General features: G+C 51.9%; 16 protein-coding genes. 7 read left to right on the top strand and 9 right to left on the bottom strand.

Features of this window, described 5'->3' with window-relative positions:
• Positions 1–2,273 precede the first annotated feature (2,273 nt).
• The 4 genes from MPHASIOC01_RS11170 to MPHASIOC01_RS11155 are packed head-to-tail and all read left to right on the top strand — an operon-like array spanning position 2,274 to position 7,329.
• Positions 2,274–3,761: a cytosine permease gene (locus tag MPHASIOC01_RS11170; RefSeq protein ID WP_353614625.1), complete on the top strand. Its 1,488-nt coding sequence runs from the start codon at positions 2,274–2,276 to the stop codon at positions 3,759–3,761.
• A complete protein-coding gene (locus MPHASIOC01_RS11165) occupies positions 3,761–5,479 on the top strand; it encodes a nitrilase-related carbon-nitrogen hydrolase (protein WP_353614624.1) in 1,719 nt (572 codons plus the stop codon). The genes MPHASIOC01_RS11170 and MPHASIOC01_RS11165 overlap by 1 nt, the downstream gene beginning before the upstream one ends.
• 60 nt (positions 5,480–5,539) lie before the next feature.
• Positions 5,540–6,736 (top strand): transporter substrate-binding domain-containing protein, encoded by a 1,197-nt coding sequence (locus MPHASIOC01_RS11160; RefSeq protein WP_231889146.1) that lies wholly within the window; start codon positions 5,540–5,542, stop codon positions 6,734–6,736.
• Positions 6,733–7,329 carry an ANTAR domain-containing protein gene (locus tag MPHASIOC01_RS11155; protein WP_353614623.1) on the top strand — a complete coding sequence of 199 codons (597 nt, stop codon included), beginning with the start codon at positions 6,733–6,735 and terminating at the stop codon, positions 7,327–7,329. Before MPHASIOC01_RS11160 ends, MPHASIOC01_RS11155 begins: the two co-directional genes overlap by 4 nt.
• Before the next feature lie 96 nt (positions 7,330–7,425).
• Here MPHASIOC01_RS11155 and shiA read toward each other — a convergent pair whose 3' ends face one another.
• Positions 7,426–8,751: a shikimate transporter gene (gene shiA, locus MPHASIOC01_RS11150; protein ID WP_064594648.1), complete on the bottom strand. Its 1,326-nt coding sequence runs from the start codon at positions 8,749–8,751 to the stop codon at positions 7,426–7,428.
• A 586-nt stretch (positions 8,752–9,337) separates the two neighbouring features.
• Here shiA and MPHASIOC01_RS11145 point away from each other — a divergent pair.
• Positions 9,338–10,888: an EAL domain-containing protein gene (locus tag MPHASIOC01_RS11145; protein ID WP_353614622.1), complete on the top strand. Its 1,551-nt coding sequence runs from the start codon at positions 9,338–9,340 to the stop codon at positions 10,886–10,888.
• A gap of 58 nt (positions 10,889–10,946) precedes the next feature.
• Here MPHASIOC01_RS11145 and MPHASIOC01_RS11140 read toward each other — a convergent pair whose 3' ends face one another.
• Complete coding sequence (locus tag MPHASIOC01_RS11140; protein ID WP_353614621.1) at positions 10,947–12,305, bottom strand: 8-oxoguanine deaminase; 1,359 nt, start codon at positions 12,303–12,305, stop codon at positions 10,947–10,949.
• A gap of 290 nt (positions 12,306–12,595) precedes the next feature.
• On the opposite strand from MPHASIOC01_RS11140, the gene MPHASIOC01_RS11135 reads away from it, so the two are divergent.
• Complete coding sequence (locus MPHASIOC01_RS11135) at positions 12,596–12,991, top strand: ACT domain-containing protein (RefSeq protein WP_064594640.1); 396 nt, start codon at positions 12,596–12,598, stop codon at positions 12,989–12,991.
• 59 nt (positions 12,992–13,050) lie between these two features.
• On the opposite strand, the gene MPHASIOC01_RS11130 is transcribed toward MPHASIOC01_RS11135, so the two are convergent.
• The 6 genes from MPHASIOC01_RS11130 to MPHASIOC01_RS11105 form a co-directional block, all read right to left on the bottom strand.
• Positions 13,051–14,322 carry an alanine racemase gene (locus MPHASIOC01_RS11130; protein WP_353614620.1) on the bottom strand — a complete coding sequence of 424 codons (1,272 nt, stop codon included), beginning with the start codon at positions 14,320–14,322 and terminating at the stop codon, positions 13,051–13,053.
• 14 nt (positions 14,323–14,336) lie between these two features.
• Entirely contained in the window at positions 14,337–15,074 is a 738-nt protein-coding gene (locus MPHASIOC01_RS11125; RefSeq protein ID WP_064594637.1) for an amino acid ABC transporter ATP-binding protein, read from the bottom strand.
• Positions 15,071–15,715 (bottom strand): amino acid ABC transporter permease, encoded by a 645-nt coding sequence (locus MPHASIOC01_RS11120; protein ID WP_064594635.1) that lies wholly within the window; start codon positions 15,713–15,715, stop codon positions 15,071–15,073. The genes MPHASIOC01_RS11125 and MPHASIOC01_RS11120 overlap by 4 nt, the downstream gene beginning before the upstream one ends.
• Positions 15,712–16,449 (bottom strand): amino acid ABC transporter permease, encoded by a 738-nt coding sequence (locus MPHASIOC01_RS11115; protein ID WP_353614619.1) that lies wholly within the window; start codon positions 16,447–16,449, stop codon positions 15,712–15,714. Before MPHASIOC01_RS11115 ends, MPHASIOC01_RS11120 begins: the two co-directional genes overlap by 4 nt.
• A gap of 44 nt (positions 16,450–16,493) precedes the next feature.
• Entirely contained in the window at positions 16,494–17,330 is an 837-nt protein-coding gene (locus MPHASIOC01_RS11110) for a transporter substrate-binding domain-containing protein (protein WP_064594632.1), read from the bottom strand.
• A 161-nt stretch (positions 17,331–17,491) separates the two neighbouring features.
• Positions 17,492–17,884, bottom strand: a complete 393-nt coding sequence (locus tag MPHASIOC01_RS11105; RefSeq protein WP_064594631.1) for a RidA family protein — start codon at positions 17,882–17,884, stop codon at positions 17,492–17,494.
• Between the two features lie 402 nt (positions 17,885–18,286).
• Here MPHASIOC01_RS11105 and MPHASIOC01_RS11100 point away from each other — a divergent pair, with 402 nt between their 5' ends.
• Entirely contained in the window at positions 18,287–19,042 is a 756-nt protein-coding gene (locus MPHASIOC01_RS11100; RefSeq protein WP_064594629.1) for an IclR family transcriptional regulator, read from the top strand.
• A gap of 58 nt (positions 19,043–19,100) precedes the next feature.
• On the opposite strand, the gene MPHASIOC01_RS11095 is transcribed toward MPHASIOC01_RS11100, so the two are convergent.
• Positions 19,101–20,018, bottom strand: coding sequence for a LysR family transcriptional regulator (locus MPHASIOC01_RS11095; protein WP_064594627.1), 918 nt, complete (start codon positions 20,016–20,018; stop codon positions 19,101–19,103).
• Positions 20,019–20,155 lie beyond the last annotated feature (137 nt).

The following is a 20,155-nucleotide window of genomic DNA, read 5'->3' as shown; positions in this document are numbered from 1 at the left end:
AAAGGTGGCTCGCCCCCTTTGCAATCCCCGTTTTCGCGGGCGACCGGTGCAGTGTAGTACGCTCACCGGGGGGATTTCCGTTCACTTGCAGTGCGGCTGTTTCCGTTCACCTGGACTGATGTGAAGGTTCCGTTCACTTCCAGTGATGTGGTTAATGTGGCTTCACAGCCTGTGAACGTGTTAAGGGGCCCGCCCCTTAACAATCCGGTTTTTCGCGGGCAACCGGTGCTGCGCACTGCGTTCACCTCCGGGCAGTCAGCCTGCGGCCGGCTCGACTCGGCGTCCTGCCTCGTTTCGCCTTATTCCGCCGTCCGGGCGGAATAACCTTGTCTTCCTTTCTCCGGTTCACCGGTCTTACGCGAGCAGGCCCTCGCTGCAAGTGGCTATTTTTTTGTGTGGCTCGGTGTGGCTGTATGTTCTGTGTCTGGTATGTCTTTTTGATGTTTTTGCTGAGATATGACAGGCGGGTGTGGGTGTGCCTCTAAATCGTTGAGGCGTGCCTGGCGGGCCGGGGCTGCCTGCAGGACGCAGGCAGAGCGACGGGAGGCAGGAAGCCGACTCGGAGCGGTACCCGAACAGGCCGCCGGGGTAAGCCGAATGTCCGCGAAGCGGCGATTTTTCCGGCCACGAAAGGGGGTGCAGGGGGCCAGTGCCCCCTGCGGGCGCCGGGCGAAGTGGGTGAGAGAAAGCAGTGCATCTGACACGGCGCGCAATTTGCGCAGTACTGGCAGATGACTGTTACTGCGGTGACTGTTCCGTTCACTTGCAGTGTGGTTGTTTCCGTTCACCTGAAGTGAGGTGACTAATGTGGCTACACAGCTTGTGAACGGGCTAAAGGGGGCTCGCCCCCTTTGCAATCCCCGTTTTCGCTGGCGACCGGTGCTGCGCACTGCGTTCACCTCCGGGCAGTCAGCCTGCGGCCGGCTCGACTCGGCATCCATGCCTCGTTTCGCCTTATTCCGCCGTCCGGGCGGAATAACCTTGTCTTCCTTTCTGCGGTTCACCGGTCTTACGCGAACTGTCCCCGCTGCAAGTGGCGGGGATTTTTGTGTTGTCTGGTGTGGCTGGAGGATTTGTGCGTTGTCTGTTTTCTTTTATTTTTGCTGAGATATGACAGGCGGGTGTGGGGTGTGGCCTCTAAATCGTTGAGGCGTGCCTGGCGGGCCGGGGCTGCCTGCAGGACGCAGGCAGAGCGACGGGAGGCAGGATGCCGACTCGGAGCGGTACCCGAACAGGCCGCCGGGGTAAGCCGAATGTCCGCGCAGCGGCGATTTTGCCGGCCACAAAAGGGGGTGCAGGGGGCCAGTGCCCCCTGCGGGCGCCGGGCGAAGTGGGTGAGAGAAAGCAGTGTTGCTGACACGGCGCGCAATTTGCTCAGTGCTGGCAGATGACTGTTACTGCGGTGACTGTTCCGTTCACTTGCAGTGTGGTTGTTTCCGTTCACCTGAAGTTAAGTGGCTAATGTGGCTGCACAGTCAGTGAACGGGCTAAAGGGGGCTCGCCCCCTTTGCAATCCCCGTTTTCGCGGGCGAGCGGTGCAGTGTAGTACGCTCACCGGGGGTGGTTATTTCCGTTCACCTGAAGTGATGCGCTCAATGTGGCTTCACAGCCTGTGAACGTGTTAAGGGGCCCGCCCCTTAACAATCCGGTTTTTCGCGGGCGACCGGTGCTGCGCACTGCGTTCACCTCCGGGCAGTCAGTCTGCGGCCGGCTCGACTCGGCATCCATGCCTCGGTTCGCCTTATTCCGCCGTCCGGGCGGAATAACCTTGTCTTCCTTTCTGCGGTTCACCGGTCTTACGCGAACTGTCCCCGCTGCAAGTAGCGGGGTTTTTTGTGTTGTGCTGAGTGGCTGTAAGTCCTGTGTCCGGTACATCTTTTTGATGTTTTTGCTGAGATATTACAGACGGGTGTGGAGTGTGGTCTCTAAATTATTGAGGCGTCCGTGGCGCTGCACTTTCATAACACCATCACGCACTACAGTGGTGCACCCCGGTAGTGTAGTGGCAATAAATGGAATATGTACGAAACTATGAAAAAGATTTTAGAAACATATCACTAAAGAAAAAACCTGTTAACTGGCATTACTTTTGCTTTAGTCGGGTTGCATGGCCTCGCCCCGTTTTGGGCCTGGCAGGCAGCGTCGCCGTTCATGCCGTTGTACCTCCACGCTGGCGTCTTTGTAAGGCGCAGTGAAACTAACAGAATTCAGGCAAAGAAGCCCCGCAGCTCAATGAGCTGGCGGGGCTTTTTTATGCCTTTGGAGTGACAAATATGAGTAAACTTAAACAGTGGTTCCAGGGGCCACAAGATATTACTGAAGCCGAAGCGGTGGAAGATTACGCCGTTGGCCGGGTGCCAAAGCACTACCGCTGGCCAATACCTGCCATTATTTTGGTGTTGTTGGGTAACTCAACTGCTATGTTCTGGTTCAGCCTTGGGGCAGATATGAGCAACCTGGTGGGCTGGCCCACTATGTTACTGCCGATTGGTTATATGGTGGTGTTCGCAACCATTATTGGTTCCTGCATCATGAAACTGGCGAGCAAAGAAGGGTTATCGCTGAATCTTATGACCCGGGGCCTCGGTTTTGGGTATATGGGCTCCGCGTTTACCTCGGCCATTTATGCCATCAACTTCATTTTCTACTTCCTGTTTGAAGGCACCATTGTTTCTCATGCCATTGCTAATTACTCCGGGGTGGAAGTGAATTCACTGGCTGGTGTGATGATCTTTGCCTGCACAGGCCTGGTGGCAATTTGGTTTGTGTGGAAAGGCATGTCATCAATGCAGTTCTTGCAAACCTGGGGCGTGCCCATTTTTATTCTGCTGTTCGGGTTTTGTATCTACCAGTTGACTCATCATTACGATGCCGTCGGGCCATCAGGCTGGCATGCCAGTGGTGAAGTGAACAGCACATCGTTGTGGCTGGTTATGAATATGGCGAATGGGCAGATTGTTTTCCAGGGGTTGATGGCAACGGACTATGGACGCTTTGCAAAGCCTGGTGTGACTCATAAAGGCACCGCGGGCATTATGTTGGGGATGTTGCTGCCCATAGTGGTAGTGATGCTGTTTGGTGCGTTTCTGGCGTACACGCTGATGCCGCATATCGACAACCCCAACCCGTTCTCGCTCGCAATGGACCCGGGATTTGTGTTCCCGTTCATCCTGGCACTGGTTGGTGTGGTGTTTGCGGTGATTACGCAAATTCGTATTAACGTGCTGAACCTGTATTCCGGTTCAATAGCACTGTCCAATACCATGGATATGGCATTTAACTACCGCCCAGGACGCCAGTGGTGGATGCTGTTGGTCTGGTTGCTTGGTGTGGTGTTCTACATCTGCAATATTCTGCAGTATACCGGTACCTTCTTGTCTATTACCGGTATTTTAACGAATACCTGGGTGTTTATTATTCTGGCGGACTACCTGGTTTGCCGTAAATTACTGAACCTTGCTCCCTCTGATTTTGTGGAATACCGCAAAGAGTACCTGCACTCATGGAACCCGGCTGGAGTGTTCGCGTTGCTGATTGCCGTGGCAATTGGTGCCGCCGGTATTCTGGGCGCTTACCCAATGTATTACGCCTCGTTTATCTCCATGCTGGCTGGCCCGGTGCTGCATGTTGTTTTCAGCGTAGCAACCCGTGGCCGCTACTACTTCACACAATTCCCGCAGGATGTCGTAACCAACTGGTCACCTTCACAGTCCAGCCTGTGTCCGGCTCCCAATAAACAGTCTGCTACGGAGATGAACTAATGACAGTAAAGGTTGCAGCGATTCAGTTTGAACCGACGATGTTTCGCCAGGAAGAAAATATTCAGGCGTTGCTGGCTTTATGTGAACAGGCCGCAGAGCAGGGCGCGAAACTGCTGGTTATGCCAGAGATGGGGGTAAGTGGTTACTGCTGGCAAAACCGTGAAGAAATTGCGCCTTATGTGGACACTATCCCTGGCAAGACAACCCGGCGCTTTGCCGCGCTGGCAGCACGTTATGACTGTTACCTGGTACTGGGTATGCCAGAAGTGGATGTCGAAACCGGGTTGTACTACAACTCGGCGGCGCTAATTGGTCCGTCCGGCGTAATTGGCACTCACCGTAAAACTCACCCGTATATTTCTGAGCCGAAGTGGGCGGCAAATGGCGACAAAGGGCATGCAGTATTTGAAACTCCCGTCGGGTGTATTGCCATGCTGATTTGCATGGATATCCATTTTATTGAAACAGCCCGCCTGGCCGGGGTGCAGAATGCCGATGTTATCTGCCATATCAGCAACTGGCTGGCGGAACGGACACCGGCACCGTATTGGATTAACCGGGCCTGGGAAAATGACTGCTACCTGATTGAAAGCAACCGCTGGGGGCTGGAGCGCGGTGTGCAGTTCAGCGGCGGCAGTTGCGTGATAAACCCGGATGGCAGTATTCAGGCCTGTACCGACAGTGGCGACGGTATTGTGCTGGGTGAGATAACGCCGGGGCGTGGCGAAAAAGCCCCTCGTCTCTGCCAGCGCCGCCCGGAAAAGTACCTGGAATTGATGAATGACAGTTACACCTGGAACCCACTGGATTTTTTCAACCTTTACCAGCGCCCTTCACTGCCGGACGGGAAAGTCTCTGAAATTGCTGTCGGGCAGTTTACCCCACAACATGATGTGCAACATAACCTGGCGCATATCCGCCACCTGGCGACTGCGGCACAGGAAAAAGGGGCTGAAGTCATGGTGTTCCCTGAGTTTTCACTCTCGGGACCATACCAGGGGCCTGCGCAGGCATTACACCTGCACGGGGCTGAAGTGGCAGCACTGGTTCAACTGGCTGTCAGCCTGAAAATGACACTGGTTACCGGGTTGGTTGAAGCTGATGCCGGGCAATGCTTCAACACCGCGGTTGCGGTTGGCCCGGCGGGTATTTTGGGTGCTTACCGCAAAATCCACCTCAGCGAAGCAGATAAAACCTGGGCAATACCCGGTGATAAATGGGTGACGGTGGATATCCCCTGTGGAAGGATGGGGCTACTGATTGGTGAAGACATTACTTTCCCGGAAGCCGGGCGTATTCTGGCTCTGCGGGGGTGCGACCTGCTTGCCTGCCCGGCGGCAATGGGCGAGCCCGCGCCGGGCGCTCATGGTGGTTCAGAGATACCACACAATTACCCCATCCCGCGCGGTGCCGATAAATATCACTGGCTGGTTCCGCGCGTGCGTGCCGGGGAAAATAACTGTTACCTGGCCTGGGCGAACAGTTACCAGCCCGGTAAATCCCTGGGCCTGAGTGGTATTTTTGGCCCGGATACCTTTGCGTTCCCGCGCCATGAAAGCCTGTTGCTGGATGAGCAGGGGCTGGTAACCTTAACTATGGATACCAGCAACCTGGATACGCCTTACCCCACCAATGTGGTAAGGCGCAAGGACCTGGTTGCGATGCGCCAGACAAATGGCTACCTGCCACTGATTAAAGCCAGGCAGGAACCGCTGTAAGCGGGTGTTACCCTGGGCCGTTGGGCGCTATGCCCCGGCCTGTTTTTACCCGGAGGATTCGTGATTTCAACCCCCGATTCATTGAAGGCAGAAGAGAAAAAAACCGTTGTGCCGGTAGGGATCCTTTATTCCCTTTCCGGACATTACGGTGTTATCGGGCGTGAGATGCTTAATGGCATTCTGCTGGCAATAGAAGAGGCGAATGCGTCGCCTGACTACAATTTTACCCTGGCTCCGGTGGTGCTTAACCCGGCCGGTTCGCTGGAAAAATACGCGGAATACTGCCGTGAATTATTGCATCGCCATGGTGTGAAACACATTGTGGGCTGCTATACCTCGGCATCACGCAAGCAGATCCTGCCACTGATTGAAAGTGCCGATGCGTTGTTATGGCATTCAGCACGCTATGAAGGTTTCGAAAGCAGCAACAATGTGATGTACCTTGGTGCCGCACCTAACCAGCACGTTATCCCCATGATTAAATATGTGCTGGAGCAATATGAACCTCAAATTTACCACGTTGGTTCCAATTACGTCTGGTCATGGGAAATTGACCGTATCACCCGCGAGGCAATAGAGCCAGTGGGAGGGGAGCTGTTGGCAAGCCGCCTGCTGGCGCTGGGTGAAACCGATGTTCAGGCCGTGATTGATGACATCATTGAAAAACGCCCGCCTGTGGTACTGGTCACTCTGGTGGGTGTCACTGCATACCGTTTCTACCAGGCATGGCACGCAGCGGCAGCAGAGCATGCCTGGCTGCGTTCTCCGGAACGCGTGAAACTGAGCCTCACACTCTGTGAACCTGAAGTGGATATCGTGGGCAGCGCCGCACTGGAGGGCTACCTGGTATCTGCCGTTTATTTCCAGAGTATTGAGCGCGAAGAAAACCAGCGCTTTTTGCAACGTTATCGCGAGCGTTTTGGTGAGCACAGCTCGCCTTCCGTGGATTCCGAAGCGGCCTGGTTGAGCGGGCATTTTCTGGCGCGGGCCATTGCCCGGGCACATTCTGCCGATGTCGCTGATGTACGCCAGGCTGTGTATCAGGACGTAATTGAAGGGCCAGGAGGGTGTACACGAATTGACCCGGAAAATAACCATGCCTGGCTAACGCCCCGCCTTGCACGCTGCGGTGCCGATGGCCGTTTTCAGATCTTGTGGCAGTCACCTGAGCCCGTGAAACCCGACCCCTGGCTAACCTGGGTTGACCTGAATGAACTGGTGGAGAACCCGTCTCCGCTGGAGCAGGAGGGCGGATGAGAAAAAATACCTGGCGAGTGCGTGGGTTGTCTCTCGGGCTGGTGGGGTGTGATGAGCAAACAGCACAGAACCTTGAGCAACAGTGCCTGCGTTTGGGTATGAAAACCCGGCGGTTGGTGGCATCTTCCCTTGACAACGATAGCGCGCAAGTTGATGCGCTGATTTTTGACAGTGATAACCCGGATTTGAACGGTGGCGACGCTTTTCCCTGGCCTGTGTTGCCCCGAATCGCGCTGCTTGGCAACGAAACGCCATCCCGCCTGCAATGGGTGATTGCCCAGGGGATTGACGGGCATATGCGTAAACCCGTGCGTTACGATGGGCTACTGACTGCGGTTTCGCTGGCGTTGCATAACTGGCAACATCGCCAGTTGCTTGAAGCCAGTGTACAGAAAATGGAAGAGCGCCTTAAGGCCAGGCGCTTTGTCTTTTCTGCACAACTGTTACTTATGCGCCACTTTACGCTGGATGAAAACTCGGCTTACAGCAGGTTAAGAACCCTGGCAATGGAACAGCAAAAAACCGTTGAGCAATTCAGTATTGAGCTGGTTAGCCAGTCAGAAATACAGCTAGGCGCATTGAGTGGGAAATAGCTGAACGGGCACAGGTTTATCGAAAGAAAAACCTGTGCCATCAGACTAAAAATATCGCATTGTTACCAGGGCAATGAGCCTGACTGGGGCGGCATGTTACTCGTTATTGGTCGCCGGTGTTTTCATCAAAAACGCAACCACGGCAGACAACAGGCAACCGGCCATCAGGTAAATTGCCACACTGTGCCAGGCACCCTGTGAGAAGGTGACCAGGGCCGCAGCAATAAACGGCGTAAAGCCCCCGCCAATCACACTGGCAACCTGGTAGCCAACACCGGCACCACTGTAGCGGTAGCTGGCGCCAAACAGCTCAGTAAAAATGGGTTGCTGAACACACACCACCATATCATGCGCCAGGTTTGCCAGCAGCAGGGAGCAAATGATAATGCCAGCAACCGAATGAGCTTCCAGAGCCATAAAGAAAGGAAACGCACTGGCCGCGCCAATCAGTGCCCCGGTTATATAAATCCGTTTACGTCCATATTTATCGGCCAGCAGGGCGAACAGTGGAATGGTGAAACAACTGATCGCCCCCACACACAACCCAACATTCAGGAACAGCTCCCTGGGCATGCCGAGGTTAACTGTGGAGTAATTCAGCGCAAAGGTAGTAACGATATACATCGTCAGCAATTCACACAGCCGCAGGGCGATAATCAGTAAAAAACTCCCCGGGTGGCGGCGAATCGCTTCTATTACCGGCAACGTGCGGCGGGCAGAGGCCGGTTTTGTTACCGCCTGTTTTTCAAATTCGACAGATTCTTCCATGTCGTTACGAATACGCCACGCGGCCAGTACCAGAACCACACTGAACAGGAACGGAATACGCCATCCCCATTCAAGGAACTGACTGTCATTGGTGAAGTGGCTAATAAGAGAAACCAGGCCCGTAGAGAGCAATAACCCCACGCCATAACCTACCTGGACACCACTACTATAAAAGGCTTTTTTGCCAACAGGTGCGTTTTCAACAGACAGCAGCGCCGCGCCACCCCATTCGCCACCAACGGCAAAACCCTGAATAGCACGCAGCAATACCAGCAGGGCAGGAGCCCACCAACCGATAGAACCAAAAGACGGCAGCAAACCAATACAGGCGGTTGACAAGCCCATCAACCAGACGGTAAGCATGAGCATGCGTTTGCGGCCAAGTAAGTCGCCAAAATGCCCAAAAATAATACCGCCCAGCGGGCGAAACAGAAAGCCCACGCCGAAGGTGGCAAATGCTGCCAGAGTACCCATCGCCGGGCTTATTTGCGGGAAAAATTCATGGTTGAAAACCAGTGCCGCAGTAATGCCATAGAGTAAAAAGTCATACCAGTCTACCACTGCGCCTGCGAAACTCCCCCAGGCTGCCCGTTTTGCGCGTGACAATGCAACGGTATGCTCTTCATAAGCAGAAGAGGCAAGTGTTGTATCCATAGTTATCCTGTCTTGTTACATCATTTGTAGTTATAGGTTTTGATTGGTGTCGTAAATACTCACAAAGTTATTGCCAAAAAATAAGGCTTGCTTATGAGACTACCCTGACTGGACGTGAGAGAAAACAGTTTTAGCGAATAAATCCCGCCAGGTGCCGGATTTCCGTTAATGGTAAGAGTTAATGCATTTTTTAAAGACTGAAAATGGCAAAGGAAAATAACGTGTGAGCCGAAAAATGCAGCGTGTTTTAATGTAAACACTTCTGCATGCGGAGAAAATCGCCAAAATAGGCGTAGGTGGCCAACAAGCCAAAACCTTTCATTGATTATGGCTACTCAACTCAGCAACTGGCTTGTATGATGTCGCCCTTTACCGCGTAGTGGTAGCGTTTTACCAGCAGGCGTTTTACCTTGAGTGTGTCATGCCGGGTGGTGTTTGCCTGATTTGCGGAAAAATCTCGAAAAAGTTGCTGAGTGTGGTTAAATCACAACTTCGTGTTTTGACAACTCCTGGCTGGTTATTGGGTGTTAAAGCATCATTATTCAGATGCGCACTAATAAGTTCTCTGTTTAAAGGGGATACAGATATGTCCGAAGCGCGAAAATGGCGGGCAAAAAAACGGTTTCTGTTTTCAGTTTTCCCATTATGCGTGTTCGTTGTTTTTATGTGTGTTGTTTCCTGGGGATACCGGGTACTCCAACAAAGAGTCATTGATAACAGTGCGGTTATTATTCTTAACCGTGTTTCGGAAGTGGCGGAAGAATTTCGTAGTGCGTTAAATCATCTCAATAACAAATATAGCGATGTGAGTTGTACCCCGGATACAGTCAGACAGCTAAAAAATGATTTATGGAAGTATGAGTTTATTCGTGAAATTGGCATCTCGCACCATGGTTTGATGACCTGCACATCGTCTGGTGCGGTGCTTCCGCCTGTTCAGGTGCCCGTTCCCCAGGTGGTCACGCAAATTGGCACTGGGTTGATGTTCAATAACGCGTCTTTGCTGGGCAAGGGAATAGCTACTGATGTGATAACCCGTGGTGACATTGTGTTGTTTGTTTCCCCGATGATGATGGAAACGATGGACCGAAATGTGCGTGAGCATGGCCTGATGCTCTCACTGGTTCAGGAAGAAACCGGCAAAGTCATCCGTCAGTCTGGTACGCTGCCTGTCGGTCGTTTGTATGACAGGCTGGGTCTGAAGCGCGATGTCTATGGGATCGAACGCTGTGGGCCCAAAGGTAGTATGTGCGTGCGAATCAGTGCTGTCCTTAACGATGTGACAGATTTACCTGCCTGGGGCCAGGTTGCGCTGATTTGTACCGGGCTGGGAGCAGGTCTGGCGGCCAGTTATCTGCTGTTTTTCTACCGCCGCCGCCGGGTGTCTATGGATGTTCGGCTGAAAAGAGCCATCCGGAATGAAAACTTTTCACTGGTCTACCAGCCGATTGTCCGCACGGTAACCGGTGAAATAGTGGGGTTTGAGGCACTGATTCGCTGGCGTGATTCATTGCTGGGTGATGTTTCGCCGGATATCTTTATTCCCCTTGCAGAGCAGACCGGGCAGGCGCAGGCAATTACCCGTATAGTGACAAAGATGGCACTGCGTGAAATTAGCGAGACACTGAAAAAACATAACTTGTTTGTCAGCATTAATGTGATTCCGGATGATATTCGCGATGTCACATTTATTGATTATCTGAGCGAATTAGTGAATGTCGTTGGCTTGTCGCCACATCAGGTCGTGCTGGAAATCACAGAGCGTGCTAATGCATCCACAGAAGATGTGGATGTGGGCATGCGTGTATTACGTAACCGCGGCTTCAATATCGCTATCGATGATTTTGGCACCGGTTATTCCAATATCTCGTGGCTCACCAGCAACAATTACGACAAAATTAAAATTGATAAATTTATTACCGATGCCATCGGTACAGATTCAATCAATAACAAAACCCTGATGAACCTGATTGTGCTGTTACGGGAAATAGAAAAAGACATTGTTTTTGAAGGTGTGGAACATCTTTATCAGGTGCATTTTATCTCCCGTGAGATCCCAAAAGCCTTTTCTCAGGGCTGGTACTTTTATCGCCCTCTGGATAAAACAATGGCTGCGTCAGTCGTTGCCAGCCATTAATGTGGGTAACCGTTCGGGCTTCCCCGGTTAACCATTGCCGGGGAATAAACAAACCGGGTTAAATCTGGCGAATTATCTGCCTGGCGGCAGCCTGGTGTTTACTGATAAGTTCAGGAATATCCAGGCCGATAATTTCGCCATTGGTAACACGCCACTCCCCGGCAACCATCACGCGGTCTGCCTGTTGTGCTCCACACAATATCAGGGCGTCCAGGGGCGAGTGGCTGCCGCTGAATGCCAGCCCTTGTGGGCGGAAGAGTGCCAGGTCTGCCTGTTTTCCTGGCGCAATTTCGCCTATATCTGTGCGCCCCAGCAAGCGGGCTGAGCCGGTTGTTGCCCAGCCAATGACTCGCTCTGGGGTGATAACCCCGGCACCATAGCGCAGGCGCTGCAAATACAATGCCTGGCGTGCTTCGGACATCAGGTTGGACGCATCGTTAGAAGCCGAACCATCCACGCCCAGGCCTACCGGGCAGCCAGCCTGCTCCAGTTCCACTGTGGGGCAAATCCCTGAGGCCAGGCGCATATTGGACACCGGGCAGTGGCAAATCCCCACCTGAGCAGCACCCAGCCGGGCAATTTCTTGCTGATTGAAATGAATGCCGTGCGCCAGCCAGACCCGGGAACTCAGCCAACCCACATCTTCAAGGTAATCCACACAGCGTTGCCCAAAATGGGCCAGACAATATTGTGTCTCATCGTTGGTTTCACCCAGATGGGTATGCAGGCGTACATCCAGCACTTCTGCCTGGCGGGCAATTTCCTGCATTAATTCACGGGTAACCGAAAACGGGGAGCAGGGAGCAAGACCAATCTGGATACGGGCACCTGGCCCACGCTGGTGGTAACGTTTTACTAAGCGCAGGCTGTCTTCCAGAATGGTATCGCTGTCCTGAATGGTGTGGCGCGGTGGCAGGCCACCCTGATCTTCGCCCAGATTCATGGAGCCTCGCGTCAGTAAGGCGCGCATACCCAACTGGTTAACGGCTTCAATTTGAATATCAATGGCAGATTCCAGCCCACCGGGGAATAAATAGTGGTGGTCGCTCACTGTGGTACAACCGGAAAGTAATAACTCTGCCATTGCCACCTGGCTTGCCAGTGCCAGTGCTTCTGGTGTCAGCCGTGCCCAAACCGGGTACAGCGTTTTCAGCCAGGGAAACAAGGGTTGGTTAACCACGGGTGCCCAGGCGCGGGTCAGGGTTTGGTAAAAGTGGTGGTGGGCATTAATTAACCCAGGCAGAACCACATGCTCGCGGGCATCAAACACGACATCACAGGGGCGTGCGGGTTGCCCACCCGCCGGGATGACTTCATCAACCAGGTTACCTTCCACCACGATACCTCCGCGGCCATCACAGTGAGCGGGAAGGGCGATTGCCAGCGGGTTTTTTAACCAGATACGTTGAGCGGCCATGAGTGGCTCCTGTCTGTATTCACGCGCAAAATACGCGTTGTTAAACAAAGGGTGAGCCAGCTCAGTTATGCCCTGTCTGCTGATCCAGGGGTTCAGGTGAACAGGGCGATATTAAAACGTTTGCCAGAAAAGGCAAGTGGGGAACCTGCCCGTTGCAATGGTACCTGGCTCACCTCCCGCCCGGTTTCTTAGCTGATTACTGTTAACGGTGATTTTTGTGTTAACGGGTGGCATACCATGCGGTTTATGTTTACTGTCACTGAATAGAAAGTGATTAAACAGGAGAGACAATGTCTGGAGAAACCAACCTGGAGCGCCTGCTGGCTTCTGCATCACCACGCCATAACCCTGGCCGTTATGTTTTTTGCACGACCAATACATTACCGGAACAGTTAGCGACTCACGCAGTGGTTGTGGTGCGTGAGCAGGAAGGTATTACGCTGGTTTTACCGGAAGATGTTGCCCGTGAATCCGGCTTCCCGTGCGACTACGTGGCAGCATGGATAACTCTTGAAGTGCACTCATCTTTGGAGGCCGTTGGGCTGACGGCTGCGTTTTCTCGCGCGTTAGCCGCTCAGCAAATAAGTTGTAATGTGGTGGCCGGGTTTTATCACGACCACCTGTTTGTTGCTGCTGAAGATGCGGAGCGTGCGTTAAGCGTTCTGCAAAACATGGGAAAATCATAAACTGCCACTGGTGTGAAAGGCGCCGGGTAAAACCGGGCCTTCACCGGGAACAGACCGCATCAGAAGGCGGTTTCTATGGTATCGGTAACACAATAATTTTCATCCACCATCGGCAGATAACGCCATTTGTCAAAGGCGGTGCAGGGATGCGAAATTCCACAACCCACCCAGTCGCCAGGTTGCAACACTTCACCTTCCGGCAGGATGAGGTAAGCGTGCTGGTCGTTGACTTCACTAATGCGCAGGTGTTCAGCCTTGCGCGGATTTGCGCCGTTACTGTCACGCAACCATAGTGGGTTGGGTAAATCCTGGTCGAAGGGGACATCCCGGCGGCCAAAATCAACAAATGCCAGACCAGGCTCCGGGCGTGACAATACCCGCCCCCAAATTTCCAGCGCGGGCATAAAGTGGTGGGTGGCGCCGGGTTGTGCGAAAGGTGCAATACGGGAATACAGCCCATTATCATGGGCCATGTAAGCGCCAGACCGAATTAATGGCACCACAGGCAGTGGCAGGCTGGCATTTTTAAAACAGTGGGTAACCACATCAAACCAGGCGCCGCCACCGGCACTCAGAATGATGGTATCACTACTGAATAACTGGGATTGCGCCAGTACGCGTGCTGTATCTACCAGCATTTCACAATACTGTTGTATTTGCGCAATACCTTCAGCGTTACGCCCGGCTCCCAGTGCGCCTTCATATCCCGCCACACCAACCAGGTTAAGTACCGGGCTGGACTGGATGGCCCGGGCAATTTCCAGCGCCGCCTGTTGAGAGCGGCAACCAGTTCGCCCCCCGGAGACAGACATTTCCAGTAGCACGGAAACTGGCGTCGTGCCCAGGTTTTGTTCCAGCAACTGCACTCCGCGCAATGAGTCAACATAGCAGAGAAAACTGTGATCAGGGTGTTGCTGCTGCCATTGCCCAATCCAGCGAATGCCTGCCGGGTCAACCAGTTCGTTTGCCAGAAAAACGTTACGGATACCAAACTGGCGTAATGCACGCACCTGAGCGGGGGTTGCTGCACTCAAACCCCAGGCACCACCTTCAGTAATTGCGCGCCGTAAAATTGCCGGAGCCATCGATGTTTTACCGTGAGCCGCCAGCAATACGCCATTTTCTTTACAGAAAGCGGCGAGTTGTTGCAGGTTGTTCTCCAGCGCGACTTGTTTCATCACCATCATGGGTGAAAAGGTGGCGCTGCCATCCAGAACCTGTGTGCCGGGAACCAGTGGGGTATTACCTGCGCCAGCAACAGATTTGAAGTGCGGCGCTTCCTGAATTGGGTCCAGTTGCCCGTCAACCTGTAGTGGAAATGTAATCGACATAGTTTCTCCCGGAATCAATGTTCAAGTACGCGCGATAAAAATTGCTGAGTGCGAGGGTTCTGCGGATTAACAAACAGTTGCTCAGGTGAACCCTGCTCGGCAATGATGCCCTGATCCATAAATACCACCCGGTCTGCTGTTTTCCTTGCAAACCCCATCTCGTGTGTGACGACAACCATGGTCATTCCATCGCGGGCAAGGCTGCGCATCACTTCCATCACTTCACCAACCAGTTCAGGGTCAAGTGCTGATGTTGCTTCGTCAAAAAACATGATTTTAGGTTCGACGGCCAGAGCCCGCGCAATGGCGACACGTTGCTGCTGCCCCCCCGACAACTGCGCCGGATAATGGTTAGCGCGTTCAGCAAGGCCAACACGCTCCAGTGCAGCCATACCACGCTTATTTGCTTCAGATTCAGGCATTTTTTGCGCTTTAATCAGAGCCAGTGTGACGTTGCCTAATGCGGTTTTGTGTGGAAACAGATTGAATTGTTGGAAAACCATACCAACATGTCCGCAAATCTCACGGCTACGTTTACTGTCATGAAGGGGAACATCGTTGACCCAGATCTCACCGCCGTCGGCATGTTCAAGGCCACTCATAATGCGCAATACCGTACTTTTCCCTGAGCCGGACGCACCAATCAGCACCAATACTTCACCGGGCATAACATCGAGGCTTATCTCTTTCAGTACCTGTGTCGAACCGAAAGATTTGGTGATGCGGCTCAGGCTGATAGCAGATTTATTCATGATAACTGGCTCCTGGTTTGGTGATGCTGAACCCAATAAGAAAACGGAAAACAAATAATGAAATAGAACAGGGCAACCAGACTGTAAATCACCACGGGCTGGCCGATGCGGTCGACAATGGCTTGCCCCTGGTGCATCAATTCAGACATACCTATCATGCTGATAATAGAAGTATCCTTAATCAACGACAGGTATTGGCCCACTAATGGTGGTAATACGATTCCCCGTGTTTGAGGCAGAATGACGCTGAAGAATGTCTGGCGTTTGGATAAGCCCAGAATCCATGAAACTTCCCACTGACCTTTTGGTACAGCTTCAATCCCTGCCCGGAATATCTCGGCAATATAGGCGCCGGTATAAATACTGAGCCCTAAAATACCGGCTGCGAGCAGGTTTATCTCATAGCCGAAATAGGCCACACCGAAGTAGATAAACATCAGCGTAATCAGCACAGGTGTACCACGGAAAAGCTCGGTGTAAAGCAAGGCAATCTGTTTCGCAACCGGCAACTGGCTGGTGCGTAAAATAGCGGCAAGCAGGCCTGTTAGCGTGCTACCAATTATTGCGGCAATAGAGAGCAGAAGTGTGGTGCCTAACCCTTTCAGAAGCATGGGAAATGCACTGAGAATAATATCTGTCATAATGCTGTCCCCCGTTTAAATGGATTAATGCGCTTTAGTTTTAACAGATTGCCTGTGGGCTTTTTTACCGGAGACACCAGCGGGGGATTAAACATATGGCGACCCACCTGGTTGCCAACCCATGAAAACAGGTTGCTCAGTAACAAATAAATTGCGGCAACAATGGTAAACGTCTGGACATAGAGCAGGGTGCGGGCATTTATTACAGTGGCTGTTCCGGTCAGTTCCGGCAAGGCAATAGCTGACAGGAGTGAAGTGCCTAACAACAACTGAATAAGGTTATTGATAATGGCGGGCCACACCGCCCTGAGTGCCTGGGGCAGCACTACGCTCAGGAAAATTTGCCGCCGGGGGATCCCCAGAACCCATGCGGCTTCCAGTTGCCCCCTGGATACAGACTGGAACCCGGCGCGGAAGACTTCAGACAGATATGCCCCAATGTTAATACCCAGAGCCAGAACACCGGCGGTGAATGCACTCATGGTGATGCCCAGAGAGGGCAGCCCGAAGAACACAATAAATATTTGCAGCAGAACCGGGGTATTACGAATAAATTCTACATAACAGTGGCTCACCCAACGAACAGGTGCGAATGCTGATGATTTGGCCAGCGCCGCCACTATGCCAAGCAGTAGCGATAGCGCAAAAGCCAGCAGGGTGACTTGTAATGTCAGCCATGCTGCGGAAAGAAACGTACTCCCGTAATGCCACAACGTCAGCCATTGATAACTCATTCTTCACTCCTTACTGTGGCGCACTTGTTGTGCGCCACATGAGGTCAATATTGTGGGTTCAGAGGGTAACGTGGTTTGCTGCCAAACCATTTTTGATAAAGTTTGCTGTTTTCGCCGGAGGCATTAATTTCAAACAGAAACTCATTTAAATAATTAACCCAAACCTGGTCGCCTTGTTTCACGCCAAACGCGTTGTATTCCAAAGGCACCAGGGCTTCGTTGGTTACCGTGAGCGTAGGATCGAGGCTCGCCTGATAAGCCAGAAAGTTGTTATCTTCAATCATGGCGTCGGCCTGGCCTTGTTTCACAGCCAGAATGGCTGCCTGTGATGAGTCGTACTCCTGAATTTTGACATTAATACCCAGGTTGCGGACTTCATCGCCATTTGTTGAGCCTTTAACGGTAGCAATCGTTTTTCCACCCATATCCTGAGCAGAATGAATACCGCTATTTTTCCGAACCAGCATGGCCTCGCTGGCAACAACATAAGGCTGTGTGAAACTGATTTCTTTCGCACGCTCAAGATTGCGGGTGAAATTGCAGAAAACGACATCGACCTTATTGGTTTGCAGATTAGGAATGCGGTTGGCGCTGGTGGTATTCACCACTTCCAGTTTTACCCCCATCTGTTTTGCCAGTGCTTTTGCCAGGTCAACATCGTAACCATCCGGGTTTCCTTGTTTGTCGTAGAACCCGAATGGTGCAAAACTCAGGCAATCGCCCACTCGCAAAGTGCCGCGTTGCAGAACTGTTTTTAACGCAGATTGCGGCTGGGCATTGTCGCCCGTTTTTTCTTCTGTGGGTGTGCAGCCTGCCAGTGTTACTAATATCAATGCGCTGGCAACCACAGTGGCACTGATTTTCAGGGATGGTATATTCATTTTTATGCTCTCTTATTGGATGGAGGTGATATAAAAAATTATTTCACAGCAAAATGAAAATCATCAAAACAACTGGTAAAGATAATTATAAAATCCAAAGGGTGCCCTGGTGTTGGCGTAATATATTAAAAGTATGCTGGTGTTAAATTTAATAAAAATAATTATTTACGGTCTGAGCGGAAGCACTTCATATCCACTTCTACTTTGCAGTCAACAACCAAATCCTGAACACTGCAGATGCGCGCAGGAGGTGTGCCACTGAATATTTCACTGAATACCTTGTTGAACGAACTGAAATAACGAGCGTCAGTAAGTACAGCCGTTACATGTACCACATCTTCTACCTGGAACCCGGCTTCACGCATAATGGTGAGGCAGTTCTCAAAGGCCAGCCTGCTTTGTTCAATGATACTGCCTTCAACCACTTCCCCATCGCGCATAGGGGTCTGACCGGAAATAAATAACCAACCATCGGCTTCAACAGCGCGGGCAAAAGGCAGTTTTTGCCCGCCGGTACCAGTGCCACCTTCAATGCCATAACGTTTTATTGTCATGCAAATTCGCTCCTTTCATGACAGGAAAAATATGCCCAGAATTAACTGTATATTTCATTGTCTGATATACCAGACTCATGTCTGCGATACCGGATAGAGCAAGGTTTGCACAGCTATTTTTCTTTTGCAATAGCTTCAGGTGAAATTAATTAATTTTTATCAGATGGAATAAAATAATAACCGGAGCAATCAGGCAGGTAATTTCATTTAAATAGATGGATTTTGAGGTTTAATTATAAAAGCACTAAAATGAGGCACCAATAAAGAGCATAAGGCAATTCTGTGACCTGTGCGACATAAATAAAATATGGCTCCAAGGTGTGTAATATGCCGATGGCAGTGTATGATGCTTCTCTTTTTTAGTGTATTACCCTGGTACCATTACAACAGGAGAGTTAGTTTATGCCGGATGAAAAATCGTCACGGGCGCGTGGTGTTGACCGGGTTATCGATATTTTTCGGCAGTTGCATATTGCCCGTCAACCTATGCCTGTTCGCTCCCTGATTCAGGCAACTGGCGCTCCACGCTCCAGTGTTTACGAGCTGGTCAGTTTGCTCAGTGAGGCCGGCCTGGTTGAACAGGACCAGGATGGCAATGTCTTTTTTGGCCGGGAAATGCACTATTATGGTGCGGATTACATGGCGCATAACGATCTGATCAGGCGAGCGCATCAACTGATGGTTGAACTTGTTGCACAGCATGGTGAAACAGTGCAGTTGTGCATGCTTGAGGGGAATAAGTACACCGTCGTGTTGTCGGAAAGCAGTAATGCCCATCCGTTTAAAATTACCTCGGATATTGGTGTCCGTGTACCCATTCCCTGGACAGCGACCGGGCGTTTGTTGCTCAGCCACTGGTCTGACAGCGCTATTCTTGATTTGATCCCAGAACAGGATTACCGGCTTGCCGGTGGGCAGGTGCTGGATAAACAGGCTTTTCTTGACGATGTACATCGTGCCGGCCACCAGGGGTATTGCCTTACCGAAGGGCTATCTGAGAGTTTTACTTGCTGTATGGCAGCGCCCGTCTGTTCGCGTCATGGCCAGGCCGTTGCCGCCGTCTGTTTTATGGTTAGCCGTGACACTTCGCCAGAACGTCGCAAAATGCTGCTGGACGAACTGATACTTGCCGGGCAAAAACTGTCTAATTTTGCATAAATGCAGATGCAGCTCCGGGGCAGGAAGGCCTGTTACCTGCCCACTACCGGCACCTCCATTAACGCCTCACCATGTTAATTTGCTGGGTAATAAACGCACTGCGGAAATATTCGCGCAGCGCCAGCATGGCAGGCGTGAACTCGGTGTCATTTCGCCAGGCCAGTCCAACCCCCATCGGGTGCACGTTATTCACCAGCGAGCGTGTTTCAATTCGTCGGCCTTCTAAAGACCACGGGCGGTACACCAGGTCAGACAAAATTGCGATGCCAGAACCGTTTGCGACCATGCTGCGTACGGCTTCAACGGAGCTGGTGCGCAATATGATATCCGGGCGAAACCCGGCTTCCTCCCAGTAGCGCATGGCGCTGTCCGCGGCTTCGTCTACTGTCAGCATGATAAATGGCTCCCCAGCAACGTCTTCCAGCGTAACTTGTGATTTAGCACAGAGCGGGTGGTGCGAAGGCAACCATAAACGCCGGGTGGAGTTAAACAGCGTTTCTGCGTAGATATCCTGGTGGCGTAAGTTACCGGTCAGTACCAGCGCCATGTCCAGTGAGTGGCCCAGCAACCCCTGTTCAATATCCTGGCGCTCATACTCAAACAGTTGAATATCGATATGTGGATAGTCCTGCGCCAGGCGCTGCAAATGGAAAGGCAAAAAATAACCAATAACTGTGTAACTGGCTGCCAGGCGCAGGGTTCCCCGTACACCGTTATCGTTAACCGGCACGCTGCGCACCGCATTATCGACGGTTTGCAAAATGGTGTAGGCATGGTTGAGAAAGTGGTTGCCGTGCCCGGTCAGCACCATGCCATGCACAGAGCGGGAAAACAGCTTTTTCCCCAACAACTGCTCCAGTTCCTTAATGGCTCCCGTTACTGCTGACTGCGAAATATTCAGGTGAACGGCAGCGAGTGAGATTTGCCCCATCTCTGCGGTGGCAACAAAATAACGAACCTGGCGCAAGGTTAGCATCAACATCTTCCTCTGTATTATGGGGCACATGGCTTAAAAGGCTGAGTATGTTAAGCCTTCTGATTTTCTGATATTACGCCATCTAAAAATACTACTTTCCGAATGAAAATAAATACTCATATATTAAATAAACAACT

The sequence above is a fragment of the Mangrovibacter phragmitis genome (assembly GCF_040429585.1).
Taxonomy (GTDB): Bacteria; Pseudomonadota; Gammaproteobacteria; order Enterobacterales; family Enterobacteriaceae; genus Mangrovibacter; species Mangrovibacter phragmitis.
The sequence above is the reverse complement of the archived record's forward strand: the minus strand, read 5'-3'. Positions and strand labels throughout refer to the sequence as shown.

Coding starts and splice junctions, on each gene's coding strand:
- MPHASIOC01_RS11145 (WP_353614622.1), top strand. CDS start 9,338: ATGTCCGAAGCGCGAAAATGGCGGGCAAAAAAACGGTTTCTGTTTTCA.
- MPHASIOC01_RS11095 (WP_064594627.1), bottom strand. CDS start 20,018: ATGCTAACCTTGCGCCAGGTTCGTTATTTTGTTGCCACCGCAGAGATG.
- MPHASIOC01_RS11135 (WP_064594640.1), top strand. CDS start 12,596: ATGTCTGGAGAAACCAACCTGGAGCGCCTGCTGGCTTCTGCATCACCA.
- MPHASIOC01_RS11115 (WP_353614619.1), bottom strand. CDS start 16,449: ATGAGTTATCAATGGCTGACGTTGTGGCATTACGGGAGTACGTTTCTT.
- MPHASIOC01_RS11100 (WP_064594629.1), top strand. CDS start 18,287: ATGCCGGATGAAAAATCGTCACGGGCGCGTGGTGTTGACCGGGTTATC.
- MPHASIOC01_RS11155 (WP_353614623.1), top strand. CDS start 6,733: ATGAGAAAAAATACCTGGCGAGTGCGTGGGTTGTCTCTCGGGCTGGTG.
- MPHASIOC01_RS11110 (WP_064594632.1), bottom strand. CDS start 17,330: ATGAATATACCATCCCTGAAAATCAGTGCCACTGTGGTTGCCAGCGCA.
- MPHASIOC01_RS11140 (WP_353614621.1), bottom strand. CDS start 12,305: ATGGCCGCTCAACGTATCTGGTTAAAAAACCCGCTGGCAATCGCCCTT.
- MPHASIOC01_RS11125 (WP_064594637.1), bottom strand. CDS start 15,074: ATGAATAAATCTGCTATCAGCCTGAGCCGCATCACCAAATCTTTCGGT.
- MPHASIOC01_RS11170 (WP_353614625.1), top strand. CDS start 2,274: ATGAGTAAACTTAAACAGTGGTTCCAGGGGCCACAAGATATTACTGAA.
- MPHASIOC01_RS11105 (WP_064594631.1), bottom strand. CDS start 17,884: ATGACAATAAAACGTTATGGCATTGAAGGTGGCACTGGTACCGGCGGG.
- MPHASIOC01_RS11120 (WP_064594635.1), bottom strand. CDS start 15,715: ATGACAGATATTATTCTCAGTGCATTTCCCATGCTTCTGAAAGGGTTA.
- MPHASIOC01_RS11165 (WP_353614624.1), top strand. CDS start 3,761: ATGACAGTAAAGGTTGCAGCGATTCAGTTTGAACCGACGATGTTTCGC.
- MPHASIOC01_RS11130 (WP_353614620.1), bottom strand. CDS start 14,322: ATGTCGATTACATTTCCACTACAGGTTGACGGGCAACTGGACCCAATT.
- shiA (WP_064594648.1), bottom strand. CDS start 8,751: ATGGATACAACACTTGCCTCTTCTGCTTATGAAGAGCATACCGTTGCA.